This window comes from Vibrio sp. SCSIO 43086, assembly GCF_051132235.1.
Classification (GTDB): Bacteria; Pseudomonadota; Gammaproteobacteria; order Enterobacterales; family Vibrionaceae; genus Vibrio; species Vibrio diabolicus.
On sequence record NZ_CP072677.1, the window covers coordinates 1,438,597 to 1,462,964 of the forward strand.

Consider the following 24,368-nt stretch of genomic DNA (forward strand, 5'->3'; position numbering starts at 1 on the left):
GCGCCTTTATTTTGTCATAACAGACGTTAATTCTATGCATCCGTCACTTCGATACATTCAAGGCTACCCACAAAACATCGTAGAGCAGGTGAGCTCATTGATAGCGAGTGGCAAGTTTGTTCCTTGGTTCGAAAAGCGTTATCCCGATAGGCACCAAATCAAAAGCGAAAGGGCGCTCTATGAGTACGCCATGGCAATCAAAAACCGCTACATGAAGAAAGCCGCGCCAATCAGTAAAGTTGTCTACGATAAGAAAATTCACGCGGTAAACAATGCGCTTGGTTTGCACAGTGTTATCAGTAGAAACCATGGCGGTAAGCTGAAGTCGAAAAACGAGATTCGCATTGCCAATGTATTTAAGGATGCGCCCGAGCCACTATTAAGAATGCTGGTGGTACATGAGTTGGCGCATACTCGTGAGAAAAACCACGACAAGGCGTTCTATCAGCTATGTTGCTATATGGAGCCTGAGTATCACCAACTCGAATTTGATGCTCGTTTGTTTATGATTTACCTCGATTTAAAAGCGAATTTGAATGAAGAACAATAATCACAATGCGAAGCAAGCAAAGCCAAAGACTTCAAAGGCGGCTCAGAATAAAGACGCGAATAAAGCCAAGCCGAAGCGTGTTAAAGACAAAGTTGCGCGCAAACCTCCGCAGCCTGCAGGAAAGAGCGAAGTCGAGTTCATAAAAATAGCGAAGAATGGTTTGCATGAGCGTAATGTTCATCGAGGTCGTTACGATTTTAAAAAACTCGTGGAAAGTGAACCACAGTTAAAGCCATTCGTTATCAAAAATCCGAAAGGGGAAGATTCCATAAACTTCTCTGATCCTAACGCTGTCAAAATGCTCAATAAAGCATTGCTTGCTGCGTATTATGGTATCGAGTTCTGGGACATTCCCGACACCTATCTTTGCCCACCGATTCCGGGCCGAGCTGATTACATTCACCGAGTGGCAGAACTACTTGATGGTGAAGTAAAAGGTCAGTACGCGCACCAAAAAGTGAAAGCGTTGGACATTGGCGTGGGAGCAAACTGTATTTATCCGATTGTTGGTGTAACAAAATACGGTTGGCACTATACGGGCAGCGATGTCGATCCAAAATCCATCCAATCGGCTCAAACGATCGTAGAGCACAATCGTGTTTTGACGGGAAAAATTGCACTGATACAGCAACACAATGATGCCAATATTTATCGAGGTATCATTCAACCGAATGATCGTTATGATGTGACGACATGTAATCCGCCATTCCACCGTTCGGCGGAAGATGCCGCTATGGGCAGCCAGCGTAAAATCGATAACCTAAAAGCAAACCAGCGTAAGAAAGGGCTAAAACCTCAAACCGCACAAGTAAAGACAAGTAAGCCCGCGTTGAATTTTGGCGGTCAAAACGCTGAATTGTGGTGTGAAGGTGGAGAAGCGGCGTTTATCCGAAAAATGGCGAATGAAAGCCAAGCTTTTGCCGCGCAGGTCTTGTGGTTTACAACCCTTATATCCAAAAAAGACAACGTTCGTCCGATGCGCAAGCAGCTTGAAAAATTGGGTGTGAAAGCCATTCGTGTGGTTGAAATGAGTCAAGGGCAGAAAGTGAGCCGCTTTGTAGCTTGGTCATACATGGATAAGCAACAGCGCAAAGCATGGATTGAACTAAAGTAACGTTGACCGTTTCACACTGAACAATAAAGTAGGAAGCCCGCTGATATCAGCGGGCTTCTATTTTGGGAGATCTAAAACTTAATGTTGGGCTCACAATCTAGTGAACTGAGAGAGACAAAAGTATCTGTTTTGGCATAGTACAAGCCACAGGTTTCACCTCTTATCTGCAACGTATATTGGTCTGGAAGATCCGTATAGCTGCCATCCAACAGTTGATTGTTGTTCCCTTTTACTCGTCCTTTTTCAATCAACAAATGCGGTGAGGATTCAAATACGTTATTTGCGATTCTAGGTGCTGGTGTCCCTTGGATTTCTGCGATCGCGTTTTGAATCTCTATGACTGTTTCCGGAGAGTTCTTTTTACTCAATGCTTCAACGGGTTCTTGTGACATAGCTTGGCATCCTATCAAAGAAATCGAAGTGCTTAAGAAAAGCGCAACCCGAATCAGCATTCGTAAAAAGTTAGTTGATCTCAACATGAATTGCCTCTGTTCGTAGCGGAGAGCGAAGATCGCTTAACTCCGGAGATGAAATGTTACGCGGCATGGCGTTGAAACTTGAAGGGGATACTGGCGGACAGGTTCCAGTTTCCATGTAGTTTAATGCCGCAGAAAGCATACCTTCAGATGGATCGCCTAATGGTTTTGTTAGGTCGTCATTGACCCAGCAACCTTCCACTCTATTGTTTAAGCCTAGCTCGGTATTGATTTGGCTCTTTGGAGTAGGAATAAAACCATCAGCGAAGTCGCCAAATTTTTTCTCGTTCGCCGACTTGAACTGAATAGTGTAGTACATAGTGCCGCAGTTTTGTTCTGGTGAGAACCCGTACGGTTTACCTGTGGTTGTTGAGCCTATTTGGATAACCTCCACATCAATGCCGCGCAAAGCGTTGATTAGCAGTTCACTTGAGGAAGCCGTGCCTCCTGAAGTCAGCACATATACGCGCTTTTTGTTCAGTGTCGGAAGCACTTGATCCGAATATTTCTGTGCTGCCCAGTCTATTGCTAGATTCGTAAAGCGATAGATGTTATCCCCATCTTTAATGGTACGCATCACTTTGTCATTATGAATCAACTCACTGAAGACTCGGTTCTGACCAGCACCGCTTAGCATGTAGCCTACTTGCGAGGACTGAAGGACTAAGCCACCGCCGTTGTAACGTAAATCAACGACGATCTCGTCAATATTCTCTGCTGAGAGCGTACTAAACGCCTCAATAAGCGGGGCTTGAGCGCTTGGTTCAAAGGAGTTGTATTGCAGATAGCCGATCCGCATACCATTGTGTGTAATCACTTTGGCATTTTTAACTGGAGAGGTCATGACATCAGAGGCGGTAAGCGTCACGGTTTTCTCTAGACCGTCAACACTCTCAAATGTGAAGGTGTAATCTTGATTGATGTCAGGGTTAAAGAGCGTTTTGTTAATAAAATCAATGTCGGACTGACTATCGGTGTTAACCAAATCAATATTATTGATTTTTAGAAGCTTATCACCGCGAGCAATGCCGTTTCTATCAGCTGGAGAAGCTTCTTCAGTATAGGAGATACGAACGTCTCTAGGTTGTACGCCGCGTAGGAATGCCCAGTTAAAACCAAATCCAGCGACTAAACCAGATTGCGATGATTTCATCTCATCTTCATAAGGGACGGTAAAGTGGAAGCGATCTTTCGGTTTACCAGTCGTGGTAGTAGCAGAGGTGACTAATGTGTTGAAGTAATCCGTCACGGTTTTGTAGTTTGCTGGATTATTATCAGGAACTTCGTCATACCAAAGGTAAGTTTCGTTAGTAAAAGCTCTTAAAAAGAGTTTTTCGTGTAAAGCAGAACCTAATTTATCTGGATAGGCGGCATAATTGTTATATGGGTCTCGACCCACTCGTGGGGTTTCACATTGGTTGACAAACGAGCTTGATGGTTGGCTAAAATCACCGGCTTTCCATGTTGGTCCGGTTGCGCTGCTAGTTGACGGAGTAGATGAACCATCACCGCCGCCACCGCCACAACCTTGTAATAATGCGAGAGTGACTGCCGTTGCTAAAGAATACTTAAATTTCACTTTTCTATGTCCTTATAAATAATAGAATTATAATTATCTGTTTTGCTTTTGTTTTTATTAGCTAAGTGAATGTATTAATTTAATTCGTTCGTCTGCAAATTTATAGTTAAAGAGTGTGAGGTAAATAACGTAAAAATGTTTATCTTTTATTCTTATAAATCCATTAGTTATTCCTTAAGTTCCTTAGTAGTTTCAGCGTAATAATAAGGAAAAAACAAAGATGAAATGGAGGGTTCTCTTAGTCGACTAATTGTTGTTTGCTAAATAGAAAGTAAGTTTCGGGACGGGAAACTCTACTTATTAGAGATTTGGCGGGAATAAATAATGCGTTCTAGGTTTGGGGTAAATTTTTAATCTGATGTTTTAATTTATTTTAGTCAATTGGGCGACGTGCTTTAACAGGCTTCCATCAATATCCGGCAAGTCATCTGCGAAAAATATCTGAGCGCCAGGAGTGCAGCGCATTAATATATTTGTTAGTTCACCTTCGTTGTTGGAAGTGTTAACTGCGTTAAGTTTCGCTAATTTATTACAAAGCTCGTCCTCTATTTGCACTTTTTGCTCTTCGGTGAGCCTAATGCGACCCACACACACACCTGGGTTGATGTTATGAGAAAGCGACTCTTGTTGAAATCGCTCTTTGAATAAGGTGTCTAATGCCGTACCTTCTTCCATAATAAATCGACGACCAGAACGGTAAAACAAGCCGTCTCCGAAGTTTTCGACGTATCCTAGAATTTCCGCGATACGCAAATAGAATCGTAAGCTTGTATCAGAAAGTCCGTAAGTTTGGGCTATCTCTTGCGGTTTAATATCGCGAGAAGTCAGCATATAAATAAAATCAAGTAAATAGGGATGCTCAACGAAAAGGGCGCTCTCTTCATCTGTTAGCATTTGCTCGTTTTGGTGCTGAAGCTCGTTGGCTAAGGTTGCGAGTTCGATGAGATCGGTATTCAGGTAGTTCAGATAAATAAGTACTTTATCCAAACCTAAAGCTGGATTATGTAGGTGGCGTTTTATACTAGATAAAGGGATGCCACTTTTCTCTGACAAGGAATTATAGCAAAGCCCTTCTTCTTTAATCTTTTGTCGTAGCGCTGCGAGTAAAAACTTTGGTCCAACATTCATCCTTGAATATCACCTTATTCGTTATTCCGTTTACTGGCTGATATTTTGCCTTTCAAGCAGCAGGTTTCGAATCGCAGTGCCTGCTTCTAGAATGTGTTTTTTCAGCAGGTACTTGGCGCCTTCTATATCGCGATTTTGGCACATTTCAAACAAGCTTAAGTGCTCTTCTTCTGCCTTTTTAATGCCTGTTGTAAACAATAGCTGCATGCGTATGTATCGGTCACACTTTGTGTTCAGGCTGTAAATGACGTCCATAGTTTCAGGCATGTTGGCTGGCGCATATAGGGCTTTATGGAATTCGTAGTTGTAGTTGCTCCATTCTTCTACTTCGTCGCCACTGTTCACTACTGACTCGAAACGTTCGCGAACTTCGCGCGCGCGTTCAAGGTCAGCGTCCGTCATGTTTTGAATCGCACGCTCTAAAATGTGGCACTCCACGACAGCGCGCAGTTCAAATAGCTCATTGATTTTTTCTGGAGATAGCTCGGTGACCGTCGCACCTTTGTGAGGTTCAAAGCTAACGAGTCCTTGTGCTTCCAATTGAACTAAAGCTTCACGCACAGGAATGCGGCTAACATTAAACTCTTTTGCTAACGCATCTTGACGTAAAGGTTGACCAGTTTTTAACTCGCCCTTCAAGATCTGAGTTCGAATTGCTTCCTCAACGAGCTGAGTGCGCGTTTTAAAAACAGGTTTCTGTGACATTGAAGTCTCCCGTGAAATTAATATTGTATCCAATCCATTTTACTTTAGTAGTTTATTGTTTTTCTGGCACAAACCAACTAGGAAAGAAGGTTTTGAGAAGTAGAGTGAAATAAAAGGCATCAGTTGATGCCTTTTTGAGCCATTTGGTGATCTTATTGGGACACACTGCCATCTATGGCGCGTTGAATACCCAGTGGGTTCGACGCTTTTAATGAATCCGGCAATAAAGATTCTGGTAAAGCTTGATAAGCGACGGGACGCAACCAACGATGAATAGCCTCTGCCCCGACAGATGTTGAGGCAGAATTGGTTGAAGCCGGATATGGTCCACCATGAACCATAGCGTAACCAACCTCGACGCCAGTTGGCCAACCGTTGAATACAAGGCGTCCGGCGATTTCTTCCAAACTTGGAAGCAGTTGCTTGGCTTGTTCTTCGTCTTCAGCGGTAGCGTGAAGGGTTGCGGTGAGCGAGCCAGTCAGTGAATCACTCAGTTTCAACATGTCATCGAAATCTTCACAGATTACGATTAACGATTGAGGACCAAATATTTCTTCCTCCCATTGTGGGTTTTTACGCCAGTTTTTACTGTCCGTCACGAACAGTACTGGTGCGACATTGGTCACTTCTGCTTGTTCAGAGCGAGTTACATTAATGCCCGTTTCGGAAGCTCGTTTGTTAACTTCTGATTCATACGTTTCTCGGATTCCTTGCGTTAGCAAAGTGGCCGTTGATTGTTGTCGAATTAACCCTTGAGCAGTTTCGATAAAGGCTTGCGTTTCTGGGCTATTCAAGACAAATACAACGCCTGGTTTTGTACAAAATTGTCCACAGCCCAAAGTCATAGAAGCCACAAACTCTTCAGCCAATGATGCGTTTGCTCGTATGGCTGAAGGGAGAATAAATGTTGGGTTAATCGCCCCTAGTTCGCCATAGAAGGGGATTGGCTCTGGTCTTTGCTGAGCTAGGTTAAACAGCGCACGGCCACCACCGACTGAGCCTGTAAAACCAACCCCTTTAATTTTTGGATGGGTAACGAGTGCTTGGCCAAGTGCGCGTTTGTTGCCTTGCAATAGCGTGAAGATGGCTTGCGGTAAGCACTCTTTCTCAAGTGCAGCCTCAATACACTCAGCAACAAGTTGACTGGTGCCAGGGTGGGCGGTATGGCCTTTTACAATCACAGGACAGCCAGCTGCCAGTGCCGAAGCCGTATCACCACCTGCAGTAGAAAATGCGAGCGGAAAATTAGACGCACCAAACACGGCGACAGGGCCAATTGCGATTTGCTGACGACGAATATCTGGTTTCGGCAGTGGTTGACGGTCTGGGTTTGGCGTATCGAAAATTGCTTGATGGTGATTACCCGAGCTCACAACCTCGGCAAATAGTCGTAATTGGTTGGCGGTACGTCCTATTTCACCGCTTAAACGTGCTTCGGGAAGGGCAGTTTCTAAATGAGCACGAGCAACGATTTCTTCACTCTTCACTTCCAATTCAGAGGCGATAGAGCAAAGTAAGCTCGCTCGCTTTGCATTGCTTAGTTGGCGAAACTCACGCGCAACGTTTTGGGCGGCTGAGGCGGCTTGATTAACTTCTTGCTCCCCATGCACCGGAAACGCTGTGGGTAGAGGCTCACCAGTAAAGGCGTTGACTGCGTAAAAAGTGGTTGGTTCTTGTGGGTTCATCATTCTTCCTTACTATCCTTATTATTTCACTTCAAATCCGTACGCATATGGGTCTTCATCGTCTACCCATATCGTGTTGTGACCGTATACTTGTGCCCATCCTTCAATACTTGGCAAAATAGCGGCTTTGCTATTCACTTCGGTAATGCCTTCTATACGTCCTTGAAATAGGCTGCCGATGATACTTTCGTGAACAAAGTCTTCCCCTTGATTGAGTTTGCCTCTTGCATGCCATTGCGCCATGCGTGCACTTGTTCCCGTACCACATGGCGAGCGATCCAACGCTTTGTCGCCGTAAAACACAGCATTTCGAGCGGTAGCGTTTTCTTGAGTGGGCTCTCCGGTCCATAGCACGTGAGAAACACCGCACACTGTTGGATCTTCTGGATGTACGCACTCAACCGCTCGAGATACCGCTTCGCGAACTTTTGGAGAAAGCATCAAAATTTCATCTGGAGAGTAGTGTTCAAGTCCGGCGTAGTTTTCTTGAGGGTCGACGATTACGTAATAGTTTCCGCCATAAGCAACATCGACAGTGAGCTCACCTAAGCCTTCTATGTCCACGGTTACGTCTTGGTGGGCAAGGTAAGCTGGTACGTTAAATATCTTTACCGACGTGACCTTGTCACCTTTTGTTTGGTAGTGCACTTCGATTTGTCCTGCTGGGACATCAAGTATCAAACGACCTTCTTTTTTGGGAGTGATAAGGCGATTCTCGATAGCGGTGGTGACGGTTCCAATGGTGCCGTGGCCACACATTGGTAAGCAGCCACTGGTTTCAATAAACAGAATAGAAGCGTCTGCGTTATCACTGCAAGGAGGCAAGACAACTGACCCCGACATCATTGAGTGTCCGCGAGGCTCAAACATGAGTGCCTGACGAATCCAATCATAATGCTCAAGAAAGTATTGGCGCTTTTCGCTCATGGTATTGCCTTCGAGTGGAGGCACACCGCCTGCTACCAGCCTAACTGGGTTGCCGCAGGTGTGGGCATCAATACAGAAAAAAGTTCCTTGTCTCATTTTTCGCTCCTTGCTGAAAAAATGGTTGAATTAAACAATAGTGATGTTAACGTAATGTAAAATATATTGTATACAATCTACGTTTTCAAGTGTGACTCGGAGCATATTTATGTTGGTCAAGGATGAAACTAAAAAGGAAAGGATCGCTGTGATAGGTGCGGGGATTATTGGCTTATCAATTGGCTTGAAATTGCAGCAGCAAGGTTATCAAGTCACGATTTTTGATCCCAATGGCGTGGGGAATGGATGCTCTAAAGGAAATGCAGGTCATATCGCGACTGAGCAAATCTTCCCTCTTGCAACGCCAGCGCTGCTTCCACAATTACCTAAAATGCTGCTAGATCCCAAAAGTCCGGTTTCGATCCGTTGGCAAGATATTCCAAACACAATCGGGTGGATGATTCGTTTTCTATTACAAACAAAGCCATCAGCCGCGGAGCGGGCAAAAAACGCGATTAAGAGTCTTAACGAGCGGTCAGTGGCAAGTTGGCGTGGCGTGCTTGATTCAATCGGAAAAGCGCATCTAATAAAAATGAATGGTTCATTGCTCACTTTTGAAAACGAGAAACTGTTTCAGAATTATCAAAGCACGCTTAACTCACTGGTTAAAAACGGTGTGACGTATCAAGTTTGGACACAAGAGGAGATTCGAGAGCGGATACCTGATCTCAGCCATAAGGTTCGTGTCGGAGTCTTTTTTCCCGAAACAGGTCATACGCTAGACCCTTATCAGCTCTGTGCTGAGCTAAGTGAAGCCTTTGAAGTTCTTGGCGGTAAGGTTTTACAAAAAGGTGTATCTGCGTTGGCGAAAAATGGCGATGTGCTGGTTGAGTCTCAAACTCATTCATTTGACCGAATCATTGTTGCCGCTGGTGTACATTCTAAGCCTTTGATACGGCAACTAACCGGAGTCAAAGTGCCTATTCAAGCCGAGCGTGGTTATCACCTAATGGTGGATGACAAGCGTGAAGTATTGCCATTTCCTATTAGCTCTGCCGATAGAAAATTCATCATGACTCCGATGTCTGGTGGGTTACGCTTGGCAGGCACTGTTGAGTATGCCGATGTAGAGTCACCACCCAATATGAAACGTTCAGAAATGCTTTTTCAGTTAGGTGATGAGATGTTTGAATCGGGGTTACATCCACTCAAGCAAGGAGAAAAGTGGATGGGGAATCGGCCTTCAACAGTCGACTCGTTACCGGTTATTGATAGCATTTGGGATGGAAATGTATTACTGGCATTTGGCCACCAACACCTTGGATTAACTCAAGCGGCGATTACGGCAGATCTCCTTTTAGAGCTTATCGAAGGAAAGCCGACATCGATTGATCTTTCACCTTTTTCATTACAACGATTTGCCTGAAAAATTTAATATTAAATATTGTATAAAATATATTAAATGCTAATGTTAACTTAATTTTAACAAAAACTGGTATCCAACAGCCGTACTCGGATGCCTCCAGAAAAACAACCAAAAGGAGTAAAACATGTCACGAATGACCAAAGCACCATTGGCGCTGTTGATTTCAGGAATGCTGTTGGGGACCTCTGCTTATGCTGAAGACAAATTGACGGTCGTATCTTGGGGTGGTGCATTCACCAAGAGCCAAGTGGAGGCATATCATAAGCCTTTCATTAAAAAAACAGGTGTTGAGATCGTATCCGAGGATTTCAGTGGCGGATTAGCCGAAATTAAAGCGCAGGTGGAAGCGAACAACGTGCGCTGGGATTTGGTTTCTCTCGACAAGCCGGACATTGTTCGTGGTTGCGCCGAAGGGTTACTAGAACCAGTGAACCCAAGTATTTTGCCTCCGGGCGCAGATGGAACACCAGCACAAGAGGATTTCATTGATGGTGCGATTCACGAATGCGCAATCAATACCATCGTAGTGTCCACTGTATTAGCGGTGAACGAAGACGCGTTTAAAGGTAAGGCTTTGCCTAGCAAGTTGACCGATCTCTTTGACCTAAAAACTTTTCCAGGTCGACGTGCATTGCAAAAACAACCTCAGGGTAATCTTGAGTGGGCACTATTGGCTGATGGTGTAAAACCAGAAGAGGTCTACAGCTTGCTCGAAACCGAAGCCGGGCGTGAGCGTGCGTTTGCTAAGTTGGATACGATCAAATCAGAAGTGCTGTGGTGGACAACCGGTGCCCAGCCACCTCAAATGCTTGCTGACAAAGAAGTGGTGATCGCCTCGGCGTTTAACGGCCGAATTCACAATGCCCGTAAAGATGAGGGTCAACCATTTCGGATTATATGGGACCGTCAAATGGGTTACATGAATGGATGGGCAATACCTAAAGGGAGTGAGAACACAAAGCTTGCATTGGACTTCATCGCTTTTTCTTCAGGAACAAAACCATTAGCTGATCAAGCTAAGTACGTTGCCTACGGGCCTACGCGTAAATCCTCTTCGGCGGAGGTGAACCCAGACATTTTAGCGAACCTTCCTACCGCACCTCAAAACTTCCAAACCGCCTTCCTGATTAACGATGAATGGTGGTCAGACTACGCGGATGAACTAAATGAAGAGTTCAATACCTGGCTGCTTAACTAGGCGTTAATTTATGTATGGGGCCGAGTTTTCATCCATAAGCGAGGTTCCGTACTTTTTCTCAACTGTATTTATGTTTTCGGAGAAATGATGAAAGTCATCGAAGCACAGCAAGTCGCGCAATGTTTAACAATGAAGTCTCTTATTGAAACGATGCGTGAAATGTACTCGCGGCCAGCAACAATACCTCAACGCCGAGTCATGCCCTTAGAAGAGGGAGAATACGAGGCGTTTGCGCTACTTCCTGCTTGGAACCAGGAGTTAATTGCGGTGAAAGCCTTTACATATTTCCCGCATAACCCCGAGCAAGGCAAAGATACGCTTGCATCTAAGCTACTTGTTTTTAGACGAAACGATGGTGAGCCGCTCGCACTCGTGGACGGTAAAGTTTTAACGTTTTGGCGCACCGCCGCAGCTTCTGCGTTGGCAGCGGACTATTTAGCGCGTCCCGATGCTGATCGTCTGTTGATCTGCGGAACGGGCAATCTTGCGCCTTATTTTGCGTGGGCATACGCTGCGGTTCGCCCACTTAAGCAGGTTTATATTTGGGGGCGTAACTCAGATAAAGCCGAGGCGACGGTAGATGCCATTGTGTCATCTTCAGAGTATCAGTCGCTTCCTGATGAGCGTCGGTTTCGCGTTTCAGTCGTAGAAAATGTGGACCAAGTTATCAAACACGTTGACATCATCAGTTGTATCACTGCATCAGCTGAGCCTTTGTTTAATGGCGCGGACGTGCAGCCGGGTACCCATATTGATTTGGTCGGTAATCATGACTTGGATAAGCGTGAATGCGACTCCGAAGCAGTGCAACGAGCGCAGGTGTATGTCGATAGCCGCATTAACGTATTAGCCGAAGCGGGCGATCTTCTCATTCCAATTCAAGAGGGCGTGTTCACGTCAGACGATATCAAAGGGGAGTTACCGCAGCTTTGCGCCCAACAAATCTCAGGACGTCAAAACGATGAGGTCATTACTTTATACAAATCAGTTGGCAGTGCTTTGGCTGATTTGGCCGCTGTAAAGGCGGTGTTGTTAGAAAATGGCATAGATAGCCATGCCTGAGCATTTTTGCTCGTTTGTTTAAATTGCATACAATATACATATAAGGAAAGTAGTTCATGAAAATTGATTGGAAAGGTGTTTATCCGGCGGTCAGTACGCAATTTCGTCAAGATCAGTCAATTGACTTAGACGCAACGCAAACCGTTATAGACAACCAGATTAAAGATGGTGTGAATGGTATTATCTGCTTGGGTACCGTCGGTGAGAACTGTGCGTTGTACCCGGAGGAGAAACGCCAGGTCTTGCAAGCGGCAAAAGAAGTCGTAAATGGCCGTGTGCCTTTGATTGCTGGTACAGCAGAGTCTATTACCACAGCAGCTGTTGATTACATGCAGGATGCGTACAAAATTGGTATCGATGGTTGTATGGTGATGCCTGCCATGGTTTACCGCACGTCTGAGAGCGAAACGTTCGAATATTACCGCACGCTAGCAGAAGCAACGCCAGAAATGCCAATCATGATTTACAACAACCCGGTAGCTTATGGTGTAGATGTAAACCTCGATATCATGGCGAAACTGGCAGAGTTTGAAAGCATTGTAGCTATCAAAGAGTCGACCACTGATACTCGTCGTATCACCGAGCTTTACAATAAATTTGATGACCGATTTACCGTGTTCAGTGGTGTTGATGACATCGCTCTTGAATCATTGATGCTAGGTGCGACCGGCTGGATTTCTGGTTTAACCAACGCATTCCCAGAAGAATCCGTCGCGATTTATAAACTGGCAAGCCAAGGTCGTTATGCTGAAGCGTTAGAAATCTACCGTTGGTTCTTACCGCTACTGCGTTTAGACACCATTCCTACGCTGGTTCAGTGCATAAAATTGGCCGAGCAAGTCTGCGGACGTGGCTCTGAACAGGTTCGTGCGCCACGCCAACTCTTACAAGGTGAAGAGCGTCAACAAGTCATTCAAATGGTTGAACATGCGTTAGAAACCCGCTTAGACCTATCCAAATACAATCTGTAATTGTGCTGTTTAGTAGAGCGTTAACTGACGCTCTACTTATTCGTAATATTCAAAAAATGAGAAGAGGGAAGTCATGAGCACGGAAAACAAGGACTATGTCAGCTTTCAACACGTTAAGAAAACCTACGATGGCACGAATTTGGTGGTGAAAGACTTCAACTTAGATATTGCTCCTGGAGAGTTTGTTACTATGTTGGGGCCGTCAGGATCGGGCAAGACCACTTGCTTGATGATGCTAGCAGGCTTTGAAACTGCGACCGGTGGAGACATTTATATTGATGGCGTTCCTGTTAATCATCTCGCGCCGCACAAGCGCGATATTGGTATGGTGTTTCAAAACTATGCGTTGTTTCCACATATGACCATTGCTGAGAATCTTGCGTTTCCTTTAAAGGTGCGAAAACTCGACAGTGACACGATTCAAAGCAAAGTTCAGAGTGTATTAGAAATGGTCGAGCTTGAGCATGTTGCGACTCGATACCCGAAGCAGTTATCAGGTGGTCAACAACAGCGTGTTGCGTTAGCGCGAGCATTAGTGTTTGAGCCTAAACTCGTGTTGATGGATGAACCACTAGGCGCGTTAGATAAGCAGCTGCGTGAGCAAATGCAGATGGAAATTAAACATTTGCATGAAAAGCTTGGCATTACCATTTTGTATGTGACGCACGATCAAGACGAAGCTCTCACTATGTCCGACCGTATTGCGGTTTTTAATCACGGCGAAGTGCAACAACTCGCGACACCAACCGAGCTTTATGAATCTCCGAGTAATACGTTTGTTGCGCAGTTTATCGGAGAAAACAACCAACTCTCAGGTTTAGTCAAAGAGTGGGACGGAAAGTATTGCCAAGTGCTCGTTGGGAAAGAGTTATTTACTGCGAAACCTGTCAGAGTCTCTGAGCAAGGGCAGAGAACAACACTTTCCATTCGACCAGAAAAGATTGTTATTCAACCAGAGAAAGCGTCTTGTGAGAACCAAGTCTCGGGCGTCCTACGAGAATTGATTTATCACGGTGATCATTATCGTCTGGTAGTCGAAGTAGAGAGCGTTGGTCACTTCATCGTTAAAGTACCTAACGATAATCGTAAACACTTGCAGTTAACGCCTGGCTCAATTTGTCGTATTGGTTGGCAAAGTGACGATTGCCATGCTCTTGATGGGACACAAACTCAAAGTAGCGAGGTAGCAGCATGAGTCGAGAGCTAACCGCATTAGATTCTGTATTGGAAATCGAACGCCAAGTTCATGAGCAAGAAACCAATTTGAAAGCGCAGTTGCAAAAGGCCGAGCGCCGAAAAAAGCTTCGCTCCATTATGCTCACAACGCCATTGGTGTGTTTTGTTCTGCTTACGTTTGCTTTTCCTATCCTCGACATGCTTTATCGAAGCGTGGATAACCGAGAAATATCCCTGTCACTACCACAAACTATTCAAGCCTTAGAAAGTTGGGATTATCAAGGTCAGCCTCATCAAGAAGTCATTGAGGCATTCTCTGTTGAAGTACTTGCGCTTTATCAAAGCAAAGAGCTGCCGAAAATAGCCAACCGGATGAATATTGAAGAGTCAGGTATGCGCAGTTTACTCATGAAAACCGGCAGAAAGTTGTCTCGTTTGACGTCGCTGCCGAGCTCGGTGACACAGTTGGCTAAGCTGGATAAGCGATGGACTAATCCTAAATATTGGGCGGCGTTTAAGAATCTTAGTGGCGCATTAACATTCAGTCACTATCTTGCAGCGCTAGACTTGCAAGTGAATGAGTTTGGAGACATTGAGCCCCAACCAGAAAAACGCCAAATATACGTCGACCTTTTCTTTAAAACTTTTTGGATGTCTATTTCAATCACCTTAATTTGTTTGGTGATGGCGTACCCCGTTGCTTACCTGCTTGCCAATTTACCTGATAAGCGCGCGAACTTACTTTTAATCATTGTGCTGCTGCCATTTTGGACATCATTATTAGTCAGAACCACGTCTTGGATTGTTCTGCTGCAAAACCAAGGGGTCATTAATGATCTCCTTATTTGGTCGGGTTTTACTTCTGAGCGAATTCAGATGATTCACAATACCTTCGGAACGGTGGTGTCTATGGTGCACATTCTGTTGCCTTTTATGATCCTGCCTCTGTATAGCGTAATGAAAGGAATTAGCCCAACTTATTTCCGTGCCGCTCGTTCTCTAGGCGCGACGCCTTTCATTGCGTTCATCAAAGTTTATATGCCGCTTACTTTACCGGGGATAGGTGCGGGGGCTTTGCTTACTTTCATTCTTTCTATTGGTTTCTACATTACGCCCGCTTTGGTTGGTGGAAGAAGCGGACAGATGATCTCCAATATGATTGCCTATCATATGCAGACATCACTGAACTGGGGGATGGCTGGCGCATTGGGTGGACTGCTTTTGTTCGTTGTACTGGTTCTGTTTTATATGTTCAACCGTGTGGTTGGCATTAACAACCTTAAGGTAGGGGGATAACCATGGCATTACCAAACTATGCATCAAAAGTAGAGCGAGTTGCTTACGCAGGTTACTTAGCTTTTTGTGGGGTGGTGCTGTTCTTTTTAATCGCTCCAATTCTGACCATCATCCCGTTATCGTTTAATGCAACGCCTTACTTTACTTTTACCGAGGGGATGTTAAACCTTGACTCGGCAGCGTATTCTACTCGCTGGTATCAAGAAATGTTTACTAGTGATCAGTGGCTGTTGGCGCTGAAAAACAGCACGTTTATTGCTTTTATGGCGACACTCGTTGCAACAGGGCTAGGAACTCTGGCGGCGTTGGGTTTAGCAAGTAGTAACTTGCCTTTTCGCAATACGATTATGGCGCTGTTGATCTCACCCATGATCGTACCAGTCATTATCTCTGCTGCTGCGATGTACTTTTTCTACACACGCCTTGGCTTATCACAAACTTATTTAGGCGTCATTTTGGCACATGCTGCGTTAGGTACGCCTTTTGTCGTCATTACCGTTACTGCGACGTTAAGCGGCTTTGACCATAGCTTGGTAAAAGCGGCGGCTAGCTTAGGAGCAAACCCTGTTTATACTTTCAGACACATTACCTTTCCGCTGATTCGTCCGGGGATGATATCTGGCGGCTTGTTTGCTTTTGGCACCTCGTTCGACGAGGTTGTGGTGGCGTTATTCCTGACTGGGGCAGAACAAAAAACCGTTCCGAGGCAGATGTGGTCAGGAATTCGAGAGCAAATTAGTCCGACCATATTGGCGGTCGCTACGTTGCTTATTTTTATGTCGGTGTGTTTGCTCGTGACATTAGAAGTTTTACGTAGACGTAATGTACGCATTCGAGGCATTCAAGAATAACCAGACTTTTTCTTTGTTGGTCACTTTGCACTTTTGTTTAGGGGCACCTCAATTTTTGATCAAATGCGCCTCATTGTAGGCGCTTTTCTTTTGTGTTTGTCGTCAGCGATGACTGACATATCACTCTTGTAGCTTAATGCCAGCTTGCTCGAAACGTGCCAAAGGCGACTTGTTTGATTGCTGATACCAACTAGCTGGCATGTTTGATTTAAGTCGCGCTTTTTCTTCCTTGCTAATCACAACATAATGCAAAAACGTATCAAGTGTGGTTCCCATCACGTCAAATGTCATTTCCCCATCTTTGCTGATGGCTTTCAATAACCCAACCACGGCTTCCTCAGGGACTAACGGTTCAACCACCGCCTTTTTTCGCTCTTTTATTGATGTTGAAGCGGGCAGTCTTGCACGTGCCGTCTCCCAGCAAACTTTGTTGGTTTTACTGACAAGGTTGTGCTTGTAGCAGTAGTAACTGAATAAAAAGCGTGGCAGGTTTTGCCAGCGTTCGGCTTGGACTTCTAACCAAAGGTGTTGTAGCTCAATATCAGCGTCGGTCATAGGAGTTGTTTAGCAAAAAGAAAAGAAACCATTTTATAGCTTTTGTGAGGAGCAATAAAAGATATTTGAATGGAAAGATAAACAACTAGTTGATCAATATTACTAAAGCAAATCGATTTCTGGCAAGCTCGTGCAACTGCAACTCGAGTACCAAAAACTGATACCGCCACATCTATTTGTTAACAAAATGTTTCTTCTTGTCTTGCGAGTAGGTTATATGGAGATGCTCTTGCAGTAATAAGGGCAGTGGCGATGCAAAAGACGTAATGCATTTAAGGAAAACTCAATATAGAAGAAATTAGATGGAACTGAAGACTTTGAGTGTCGCGATTGCGACAACATTAACCAGCACTGGCGTATTTGCGTTAAGCGAGCCAGTTTCTCAAGTTACAGAGCAACATGCACATTCGGCTCATACACACGGTGTTGAATCCAATCGAGTTGAATACCAACCAACCGCAACTCTCCCTATTCAGCCCTCCAAGGCAACTCGAGTACAGTCACTTGAAAGCCTTGATGAGTCGAGCACTGCTTGTGATTTGGAAGCATTGGTTACCGAAAGCAGTAACCAATTGATCAGCGAAATTTTAAGTCAGGGCGCGACGTGCGTGAACCAGTTATTCTCTGCTGAAAGTCGGATTCAAGAGTCGGTATTTAGCTCCGATCATATGTACAACATCGCTAAGCACACTACGACGTTGGCGAAGGGGTATACGGGTGGCGGGAGCGATGAACTCGAAACGTTGTTCTTATACTTACGCGCGGGTTATTACGCCGAGTTTTACAATGACAACATCTCATTTATTGAATGGGTCACACCAGCGGTGAAAGAATCAGTGGATGCGTTTGTTAATAACGCAAACTTCTACGAGAACAGCGATCGTCATGGCAAAGTGCTTAGTGAAGTTATCATCACTATGGATAGTGCGGGCTTGCAGCACGTGTACTTACCACAAGTGACCCAGTGGCTTACTCGTTGGAATGATCAATACGCCCAGCACTGGTATATGCGCAATGCGGTTAACGGTGTTTTCACTATTTTGTTTGGTGGGCAGTGGAACGAGCAATTTGTGCAAATAATTGGCAACCAAACGGACCTTGCCAAAGCTTTAGGCGATTTTGCTCTAAGGGCGTCATCAATCGGTGCTGAAGATGAGTTTATGGCCGCGAATGCGGGGCGAGAGCTCGGGCGTCTGACCAAGTATACGGGTAACGCGAGTTCTGTTGTGAAGAGTCAGCTGAGTCGAATCTTTGAACAGTATGAAATGTATGGTCGGGGTGACGCGGTTTGGCTTGCGGCGGCGGACACCGCCTCATATTACGCAGATTGTAGTGAGTTCGGAATTTGTAATTTCGAAACTGAGCTAAAAGGCTTGGTGCTATCGCAAACTTATACTTGTAGCCCGACAATCCGAATTTTGTCTCAGAATATGACGCAAGAGCAACACGCGGCCGCATGTTCTAAAATGGGCTACGAAGAGGGTTACTTTCATCAGTCATTAGAAACTGGTGAACAGCCAGTAAAAGATGACCACAACACTCAGCTCCAAGTCAATATCTTCGATTCAAGCACTGATTATGGTAAGTACGCAGGGCCAATTTTCGATATTAGTACTGACAATGGCGGTATGTACTTGGAGGGCGACCCTTCCCAGCCGGGGAATATTCCCAACTTTATTGCTTATGAAGCCTCTTATGCGAACGCGGATCACTTTGTCTGGAACCTAGAGCACGAATACGTGCATTACTTAGATGGTCGATTTGATCTCTATGGAGGGTTTAGTCATCCAACTGAAAAAATAGTGTGGTGGAGTGAAGGCATTGCAGAATATGTCGCTCAAGAAAATGACAACCAAGCAGCACTTGAGACGATTTTAGACGGCTCGACGTATACCTTAAGTGAGATTTTCGAGACTACTTATGATGGGTTTGATGTCGATCGAATTTATCGTTGGGGGTACTTAGCTGTACGTTTTATGTTTGAAAATCATAAAGATGACGTAAACCAAATGCTGGTGGAAACACGCCAAGGGAATTGGAGCAATTACAAGGCCACGATCACCCAATGGGCGAATTTGTATCAAAGTGAGTTTGAGCAGTGGCAGCAAGCCCTTGTCTCAAATGGTGCACCTAATGCAGTCATAACCGCAAACAGTAAGGGGAAAGTCGGTGAAAGCATTACATTTAGCAGTGAAAACAGTACAGACCCAAACGGGAAGATCGTCAGCGTCTTATGGGACTTCGGTGATGGCTCGACAAGTACACAAACCAAGCCGACGCACCAATATGGGAGTGAAGGGGAGTATTCGGTCAGTCTAAGTGTTACAGACAGTGAAGGCTTGACGGCAACCGCCACTCATAGTGTTTTTATCTCAACGTTGGGCGGTAATGACACATTGCCACAAGACTGCGCGGTGCAAAGTAAAGTAAGCGGTGGACGCCTAACAGCAGGAGAGCCTGTTTGCTTGGCAAATCAACAAACCATTTGGCTGAGCGTGCCAGCGGTGAATGAGAGCTCAAATCTGGCGATAACGACGGGAAACGGTACGGGCAACCTAAAGCTTGAATACAGTAACTCTGGTTGGCCGGATGGTACTAATCTTCACGGGTGGTCAGATAATATTGGTAATGGAGAGTGTATTACGTTGTCAAATCAGAGTAACTACTGGGGCTACGTTAAAGTATCTGGTGATTTTGAGAATGCCGCCATCGTCGTTGATTTTGATGCTCAGAAGTGTCGTCAGTAGGGCATTTTAACTGCATCATTTTAATTTAATTGACCGCCTCGCTAACATCGCGGGGCGTTTTTGTTTTTTACGCCGTTATCTCTATAAAAAACCAGCCCGAAGGCTGGCAAACAAGGAGTTTGAGATGAAAATGAAAACGTTATAAAACTTGCTGATATCCTATTTCTCAATAAGTTGGGTTGTGCTTTGCAGCCAGTTTTTATCTTGCGCATCAAGAAAAGGGCTAAGCGCCTGATAGACACGTGAATGGTAATGATTAAGCCAGTCTAGCTCTGCTTGATCTAGCATTGATAAATCAAGGGCGTTGGTCGCAATTGGAGCAAGAGTGATGGTCTCAAAACCGTAGAACGTGCCGAACTCATTTTGTTCTACTTCTACAACTTTAAGAATGTTCTCTATTCTTACCCCGTACTCACCTTCGCGATAAACGCCTGGTTCATTAGTAATGACCATACCTGGTTTTAGCTCAACCTCGCGGTGGCTTTGCGAGAAATTTTGTGGGCCTTCGTGAACATTCAAGCAAATGCCTACGCCGTGTCCAGTGCCGCACTTGTAATCAATACCATGTTGCCATAAGACGCCACGCGCCATGATATCAAGATTGGCACCCGTAGAGCCTTTCATGAATCGAGTCTGAGTCAGTCGGATGACCGCTTTGAGCACCAAGGTATAATCTTTGCGCTGCTTAATGGTCGGTGACCCGAAGTGGAAAGTACGGGTGATGTCTGTTGTCCCGCCAAGGTATTGGCCACCAGAATCGACGAGAAAGAAGTTGCTTTCATTGACTACTGCATTGCTTTCTTCATCGGCGGCATAATGCATTTTTGCCCCGTGAGCTGCGAAGCCTGCAATAGTGCGGAAACTGTCACTTACATAATGTCGGGTTTGACGGCGATAGTGATTCAGTTGTGCCTCAGCAGATAATTCTGTAACGAGTCCGCTTGGAATTTGCTCCTCGAGCCAGTTCATAAACCTTACTATTGCCACACCATCGTCCGTTAATACCTGCTCTAGGCTGGTTAGTTCGGTCTCATTTTTTATGGCCTTCATTGCCGTTACAGGGCAAGCCATTGGTTTTAGATTCACATTCCGTTCAATCGAACTCACCAATAAGCTGTCTGTGTGGGTAGGGCTAAAAGCGAGCGATAATCCCTCACATTGCTGATTCAAATACTGACTTACGTAGTTGTAATGGCGAATGTGTACACTTTGCTCGGTCAACGACTTTTCAACGTCTTGAGGCAGTTTGGCTTTATCAATAAACAGTGTCGCAAGTGATTGATCTACGATTAGATAGGCTTCAGAAACTGGGCAGTAATTCGTATCACCACCTCGAATATTCATTGTCCACATGACATCATCTAGCGTTGACACTAATAAGCTATCTACTTGGTTCTCGGTTAACCAAGAACGGATTCTCGCTAACTTATTTTCTGTGTCAACGCCAGCAAAAGCGGTGGGGTGCTCGAATACGGGAGCACTTGGGCGAGGTGGTCGTTCAAGCCAAATCGGTGTGAGTAAATCCAGGTCGAGAATGATCTTAATGCTTTTCGTTTCAAAGGCTTGTTTGAGGCCTTGATAAAAAACGTAACTGATGGTGCGCCCGTCAACCGCGACAATACTGTTTTCTGGGAGCGTGGTAGCCAGCCATTTGGCAATTGTCGGCGTTTCTGGTTGTTTGGCTTTAAACAGTTCAAGTCCTGTGCCGTGTAACTGTTCTTCAGCTTGAATATAGTAACGACCATCAGTCCAAAGGCCACCACCTTGTTGGGTAATGACGACATCGCCTGCTGAGCCGGTAAAACCTGAAATCCAGCTTCGCGCTAACCAATGATCCGCTGAGTATTCGCTGTTATGCGGGTCATTGTTGGTCACGATATATGCAGACACGTTGTGAAAGGACATTGCCTCACGCAATAACGTAAGGCGTTGGTTTACTGAGTTAGTATTGTTCATTAAATGGTTCCTAAAGTCATATTTGAGCAATAGATATGATGCTGCTCCGAGCCTGTTTTTATTGGGTTCTGTTGCTCGCATACTTCTGTGGCTTCTGGGCATCGAGTACGAAAAACGCAACCGCTCGGTGGGTTAAGTGGAGAAGGAAGATCGCCGGGCAATAGTTGTATTTCACGGTCACGTGCTAATTGCGGATTAGCTATCGGGACGGCGGATAACAGTGCTTTGGTGTAGGGGTGTTGTGCATCATCAAATACTTTATCGTAACGTCCTACTTCCATAGGTTTACCAAGATACATCACCATAACGCGGTCGCTGATGTGGCGCACCACGCTTAAGTCGTGCGCAATCATTACCAGTGTTAACCCCATTTCTTTTTTAAGATCATCTAGAAGATTGATGACCTGAGCTTGTATGGAGACATCTAGCGCACTAACGGGTTCATCACACACGACCAAATCTGGATTGAGAATTAATGCTCTGGCAATGCCCACACGCTGGCATTGACCTCCGGAAAATTCATGTGGATAGCGGTTTCGCTGGCTCGCCAAGAGACCCACTTTATCCATCATAGCGATGACTCGCTTTTCTACCTCTGCCCGTTTAAGTTGCGGCTCGTGGGTGAGCAGTGGTTCGGGAATGCATTCTGAGATGGTTAATCTCGGATTCAAACAAGCGGATGGGTCTTGAAACACCATCTGAAATTCTCTGCGTCGAGAGGAAAGCTCTTTTTTACTAAACCCGAGCATGTCTTGACCTTTCCAAGTCAACTCGCCATGTGTAGGTTCAATTAAGCGAAGTAAGGCGCGTGCAAGCGTTGATTTTCCGCAGCCTGATTCCCCCACAATGCCAAGTGTTTCGCCTCGATAAACATCTAAGTCGATACCATTGACCGCTTTCACGATTTTACGTCGACTTGGAATAAGGTGACGCGACACAGGAAAGTGGACGTTTAAATCACGAGCAGACATGAGGACTTCTTTTTTATTCATAACGCCTCCTTAAGCTTTTATTTGAATAGGAGTGATAACACTGGGTGCGTTAACGTGACAGGCAATGGACTGGCTCGTGTTTAATGGAGAAAACCGTGGGGTTTCGTATTGGCAACGCGTCTCTCGATGCTCGCACCGCTCTCTAAACGGACACCCTTGATGGTTAATCAACGCACTTGGTGGGTTACCTGGGATGGTTGGTAAACGTGGCATATCTTCAGTGATAGAAGGAATAGCCTTTAGCAGGCCTTGAGTATAGGGGTGCGCAGGTTGAGCGAACAATGTCTCGGTATCTGATTGCTCCATTTTTTGACCACCATACATGACCAATACGCGATCACACATCTCGGCGACGACGCCCATATCGTGAGTGATCAGTAAAATAGCCGTGTTGAACTCTTGTTGTAAGTCTCGTAATAGCGTCAAAATTTGAGCCTGAACGGTTACATCTAACGCGGTGGTTGGTTCGTCTGCAATTAACAGCTCGGGCTTACACAACAACGCCATCGCTATCATGATTCGCTGACGCATTCCGCCAGATAGCTCGTGAGGGTATTGATTCATCCGAGTTTCGGGAGAGGGAATACGCACCGCATCCAACATGTGAATCGATTCAACTTTTGCTTGTTTTCGGCTCATTCCTTTATGAATCATGAGAACTTCACAAAGCTGTTTGCCAATTTTCATGAATGGATTGAGTGACGTCATCGGATCTTGAAAGATCATTCCGATTTTCTCTGCACGGATGCGGTTGAGCTGCTTTTTAGACATCGCGAGTAAATCATCACCGTGGAACATCGCGCTGCCAGACACGGCGCCGTTGTCCGCGGTTAACCCCATTAATGCGAAAACAGACTGGCTTTTTCCCGAACCTGATTCCCCAACAATCCCAAGAGTTTCGCCCGCTTTAATCGAGTAGGAGAGATTACTGACCGCTTGCACTTGCCCATCTGGCGTATCGAAGCGCACGTTCATGTTTTCAATAGATAGCATGGTTTGTCCTTATCGGTCTTTCGGGTCAAGAGCATCACGCAAGCCATCGCCGATGAAGTTAAAACAAAAGAGGGTGGCAACTAAAAACAGAGAGGGAAAAAGCAGCATCCACAATGCAACGTCAATCGTTTTTGCGCCTTCGGAGATTAGGATTCCCCAGCTTGTATCCGGTGGTTGAACACCAAGCCCTAAGAAGCTTAAAAACGATTCGAACATAATGAATCCTGGTACCATTAAGGAGGAATAAACCATCACGATACCAAGCACATTAGGCAGAACATGGCGTCGGACAATTGTCAATTTAGAAACCCCAATAGAGTGTGCGGCTTCGATGAATTCTCGCTTTTTGAGACCGAAGGTGACACCACGTACAACACGGGCAATGCCTAACCAAGATACCATTCCGATCACAATAAAGATCAGATAGATGTTGTTGCCAAAAAGGGTAACAAACAGGATAACCATAAACATAAATGGCACCGAATCGAGCACCTCAATAATGCGCATCATTACGCTATCGACAACGCCGCCAAGATAGCCGGAAATACTTCCCCAAATCGTACCAATAACAACGGCGACTAAGGCACCAACAAAACCTACCAAAATAGAAAGCCTGCCGCCTTGCATCGTGCGAGCAAAGACATCTTGCCCGAGGTCATCAGTACCAAAGTAATGGCCACTGCTCAGTGAAGGTTTCCCTAGCTCGTATGGATCGATGAGCACTTCCCAGTCAATTTCATCATGGCCAAAAGCGGCAAGAGAGGGGCCGAAGGTAATGCATAAGGTAATGAACGCCAAAACATACACTGATGTCATCGCGGCTCTGTTTTTACGAAATCGAGTCCATGCATCCTGCCAAAGACTGCGACCTTCGACGGCTTCAATATTGTCGACGACTTGATCTTGAAGAGCTTGTGTATCCAGTTTTTTTATCGTTAACATGCC

At 45.3% G+C, this 24,368-nt stretch carries 21 protein-coding genes; 10 read left to right on the top strand and 11 right to left on the bottom strand.

Going from position 1 to position 24,368, the window contains the following annotated elements:
- Positions 1-34: 34 nt before the first annotated feature.
- Both J8Z23_RS06665 and rlmF read left to right on the top strand, forming a co-directional pair.
- Positions 35-550, top strand: a complete 516-nt coding sequence (locus J8Z23_RS06665) for a M48 metallopeptidase family protein (protein WP_005377870.1) — start codon at positions 35-37, stop codon at positions 548-550.
- Entirely contained in the window at positions 537-1,664 is a 1,128-nt protein-coding gene (rlmF, locus tag J8Z23_RS06670) for a 23S rRNA (adenine(1618)-N(6))-methyltransferase RlmF (protein WP_434635239.1), read from the top strand. Before J8Z23_RS06665 ends, rlmF begins: the two co-directional genes overlap by 14 nt.
- 71 nt (positions 1,665-1,735) lie before the next feature.
- On the opposite strand, the gene J8Z23_RS06675 is transcribed toward rlmF, so the two are convergent.
- The 6 genes from J8Z23_RS06675 to J8Z23_RS06700 all read right to left on the bottom strand — a co-directional run bounded on the left by J8Z23_RS06675 (position 1,736) and on the right by J8Z23_RS06700 (position 8,260).
- Positions 1,736-2,056 carry a hypothetical protein gene (locus J8Z23_RS06675; protein ID WP_213871599.1) on the bottom strand — a complete coding sequence of 107 codons (321 nt, stop codon included), beginning with the start codon at positions 2,054-2,056 and terminating at the stop codon, positions 1,736-1,738.
- A 70-nt stretch (positions 2,057-2,126) separates the two neighbouring features.
- Positions 2,127-3,719: a S41 family peptidase gene (locus J8Z23_RS06680; RefSeq protein WP_434635240.1), complete on the bottom strand. Its 1,593-nt coding sequence runs from the start codon at positions 3,717-3,719 to the stop codon at positions 2,127-2,129.
- A gap of 363 nt (positions 3,720-4,082) precedes the next feature.
- A complete protein-coding gene (locus J8Z23_RS06685) occupies positions 4,083-4,847 on the bottom strand; it encodes a transcriptional regulator (RefSeq protein ID WP_301579177.1) in 765 nt (254 codons plus the stop codon).
- A gap of 30 nt (positions 4,848-4,877) precedes the next feature.
- Complete coding sequence (locus J8Z23_RS06690) at positions 4,878-5,552, bottom strand: GntR family transcriptional regulator (protein ID WP_005393513.1); 675 nt, start codon at positions 5,550-5,552, stop codon at positions 4,878-4,880.
- A gap of 152 nt (positions 5,553-5,704) precedes the next feature.
- Positions 5,705-7,237 (bottom strand): aldehyde dehydrogenase (NADP(+)), encoded by a 1,533-nt coding sequence (locus tag J8Z23_RS06695; protein WP_432604004.1) that lies wholly within the window; start codon positions 7,235-7,237, stop codon positions 5,705-5,707.
- A 21-nt stretch (positions 7,238-7,258) separates the two neighbouring features.
- Positions 7,259-8,260, bottom strand: a complete 1,002-nt coding sequence (locus J8Z23_RS06700) for a 4-hydroxyproline epimerase (protein WP_256898997.1) — start codon at positions 8,258-8,260, stop codon at positions 7,259-7,261.
- 109 nt (positions 8,261-8,369) lie between these two features.
- Between J8Z23_RS06700 and J8Z23_RS06705 the strand changes: the two genes are divergently transcribed.
- From J8Z23_RS06705 to J8Z23_RS06735, 7 genes are all read left to right on the top strand, one after another.
- Positions 8,370-9,626 (top strand): NAD(P)/FAD-dependent oxidoreductase, encoded by a 1,257-nt coding sequence (locus J8Z23_RS06705; RefSeq protein WP_434635241.1) that lies wholly within the window; start codon positions 8,370-8,372, stop codon positions 9,624-9,626.
- Positions 9,627-9,750: 124 nt separating this feature from the next.
- On the top strand, positions 9,751-10,824 hold the full coding sequence (locus J8Z23_RS06710; RefSeq protein ID WP_054576452.1) for a polyamine ABC transporter substrate-binding protein: 1,074 nt from the start codon (positions 9,751-9,753) through the stop codon (positions 10,822-10,824).
- 87 nt (positions 10,825-10,911) lie between these two features.
- Positions 10,912-11,886 (top strand): ornithine cyclodeaminase family protein, encoded by a 975-nt coding sequence (locus tag J8Z23_RS06715; RefSeq protein ID WP_434635288.1) that lies wholly within the window; start codon positions 10,912-10,914, stop codon positions 11,884-11,886.
- Positions 11,887-11,942: 56 nt separating this feature from the next.
- The gene (locus J8Z23_RS06720) at positions 11,943-12,857 is read left to right on the top strand and encodes a dihydrodipicolinate synthase family protein (RefSeq protein WP_005377851.1); all 915 of its coding nucleotides are present in this window, start codon (positions 11,943-11,945) and stop codon (positions 12,855-12,857) included.
- A gap of 73 nt (positions 12,858-12,930) precedes the next feature.
- Positions 12,931-14,052, top strand: coding sequence for an ABC transporter ATP-binding protein (locus J8Z23_RS06725; RefSeq protein ID WP_054866064.1), 1,122 nt, complete (start codon positions 12,931-12,933; stop codon positions 14,050-14,052).
- A complete protein-coding gene (locus J8Z23_RS06730) occupies positions 14,049-15,329 on the top strand; it encodes an ABC transporter permease (RefSeq protein WP_213893801.1) in 1,281 nt (426 codons plus the stop codon). The genes J8Z23_RS06725 and J8Z23_RS06730 overlap by 4 nt, the downstream gene beginning before the upstream one ends.
- A 2-nt stretch (positions 15,330-15,331) precedes the next feature.
- Positions 15,332-16,180 carry an ABC transporter permease gene (locus J8Z23_RS06735; protein ID WP_006741629.1) on the top strand — a complete coding sequence of 283 codons (849 nt, stop codon included), beginning with the start codon at positions 15,332-15,334 and terminating at the stop codon, positions 16,178-16,180.
- Positions 16,181-16,300: 120 nt separating this feature from the next.
- Here the strand turns inward: J8Z23_RS06735 and J8Z23_RS06740 are convergent, their stop codons facing one another.
- Complete coding sequence (locus J8Z23_RS06740) at positions 16,301-16,735, bottom strand: hypothetical protein (RefSeq protein ID WP_149191858.1); 435 nt, start codon at positions 16,733-16,735, stop codon at positions 16,301-16,303.
- A 302-nt stretch (positions 16,736-17,037) separates the two neighbouring features.
- Between J8Z23_RS06740 and J8Z23_RS06745 the strand changes: the two genes are divergently transcribed.
- Positions 17,038-19,482, top strand: a complete 2,445-nt coding sequence (locus J8Z23_RS06745) for a collagenase (protein ID WP_434635242.1) — start codon at positions 17,038-17,040, stop codon at positions 19,480-19,482.
- Positions 19,483-19,641: 159 nt separating this feature from the next.
- Here the strand turns inward: J8Z23_RS06745 and J8Z23_RS06750 are convergent, their stop codons facing one another.
- The 4 genes from J8Z23_RS06750 to J8Z23_RS06765 are packed head-to-tail and all read right to left on the bottom strand — an operon-like array spanning position 19,642 to position 24,365.
- Positions 19,642-21,438 (bottom strand): aminopeptidase P family protein, encoded by a 1,797-nt coding sequence (locus tag J8Z23_RS06750; RefSeq protein WP_434635243.1) that lies wholly within the window; start codon positions 21,436-21,438, stop codon positions 19,642-19,644.
- Positions 21,438-22,430, bottom strand: a complete 993-nt coding sequence (locus J8Z23_RS06755; RefSeq protein ID WP_434635244.1) for an ABC transporter ATP-binding protein — start codon at positions 22,428-22,430, stop codon at positions 21,438-21,440. Before J8Z23_RS06755 ends, J8Z23_RS06750 begins: the two co-directional genes overlap by 1 nt.
- A 9-nt stretch (positions 22,431-22,439) precedes the next feature.
- The gene (locus tag J8Z23_RS06760; protein ID WP_182034924.1) at positions 22,440-23,423 is read right to left on the bottom strand and encodes an ABC transporter ATP-binding protein; all 984 of its coding nucleotides are present in this window, start codon (positions 23,421-23,423) and stop codon (positions 22,440-22,442) included.
- Positions 23,424-23,432: 9 nt separating this feature from the next.
- Positions 23,433-24,365: an ABC transporter permease subunit gene (locus J8Z23_RS06765; protein WP_005377839.1), complete on the bottom strand. Its 933-nt coding sequence runs from the start codon at positions 24,363-24,365 to the stop codon at positions 23,433-23,435.
- Positions 24,366-24,368 lie beyond the last annotated feature (3 nt).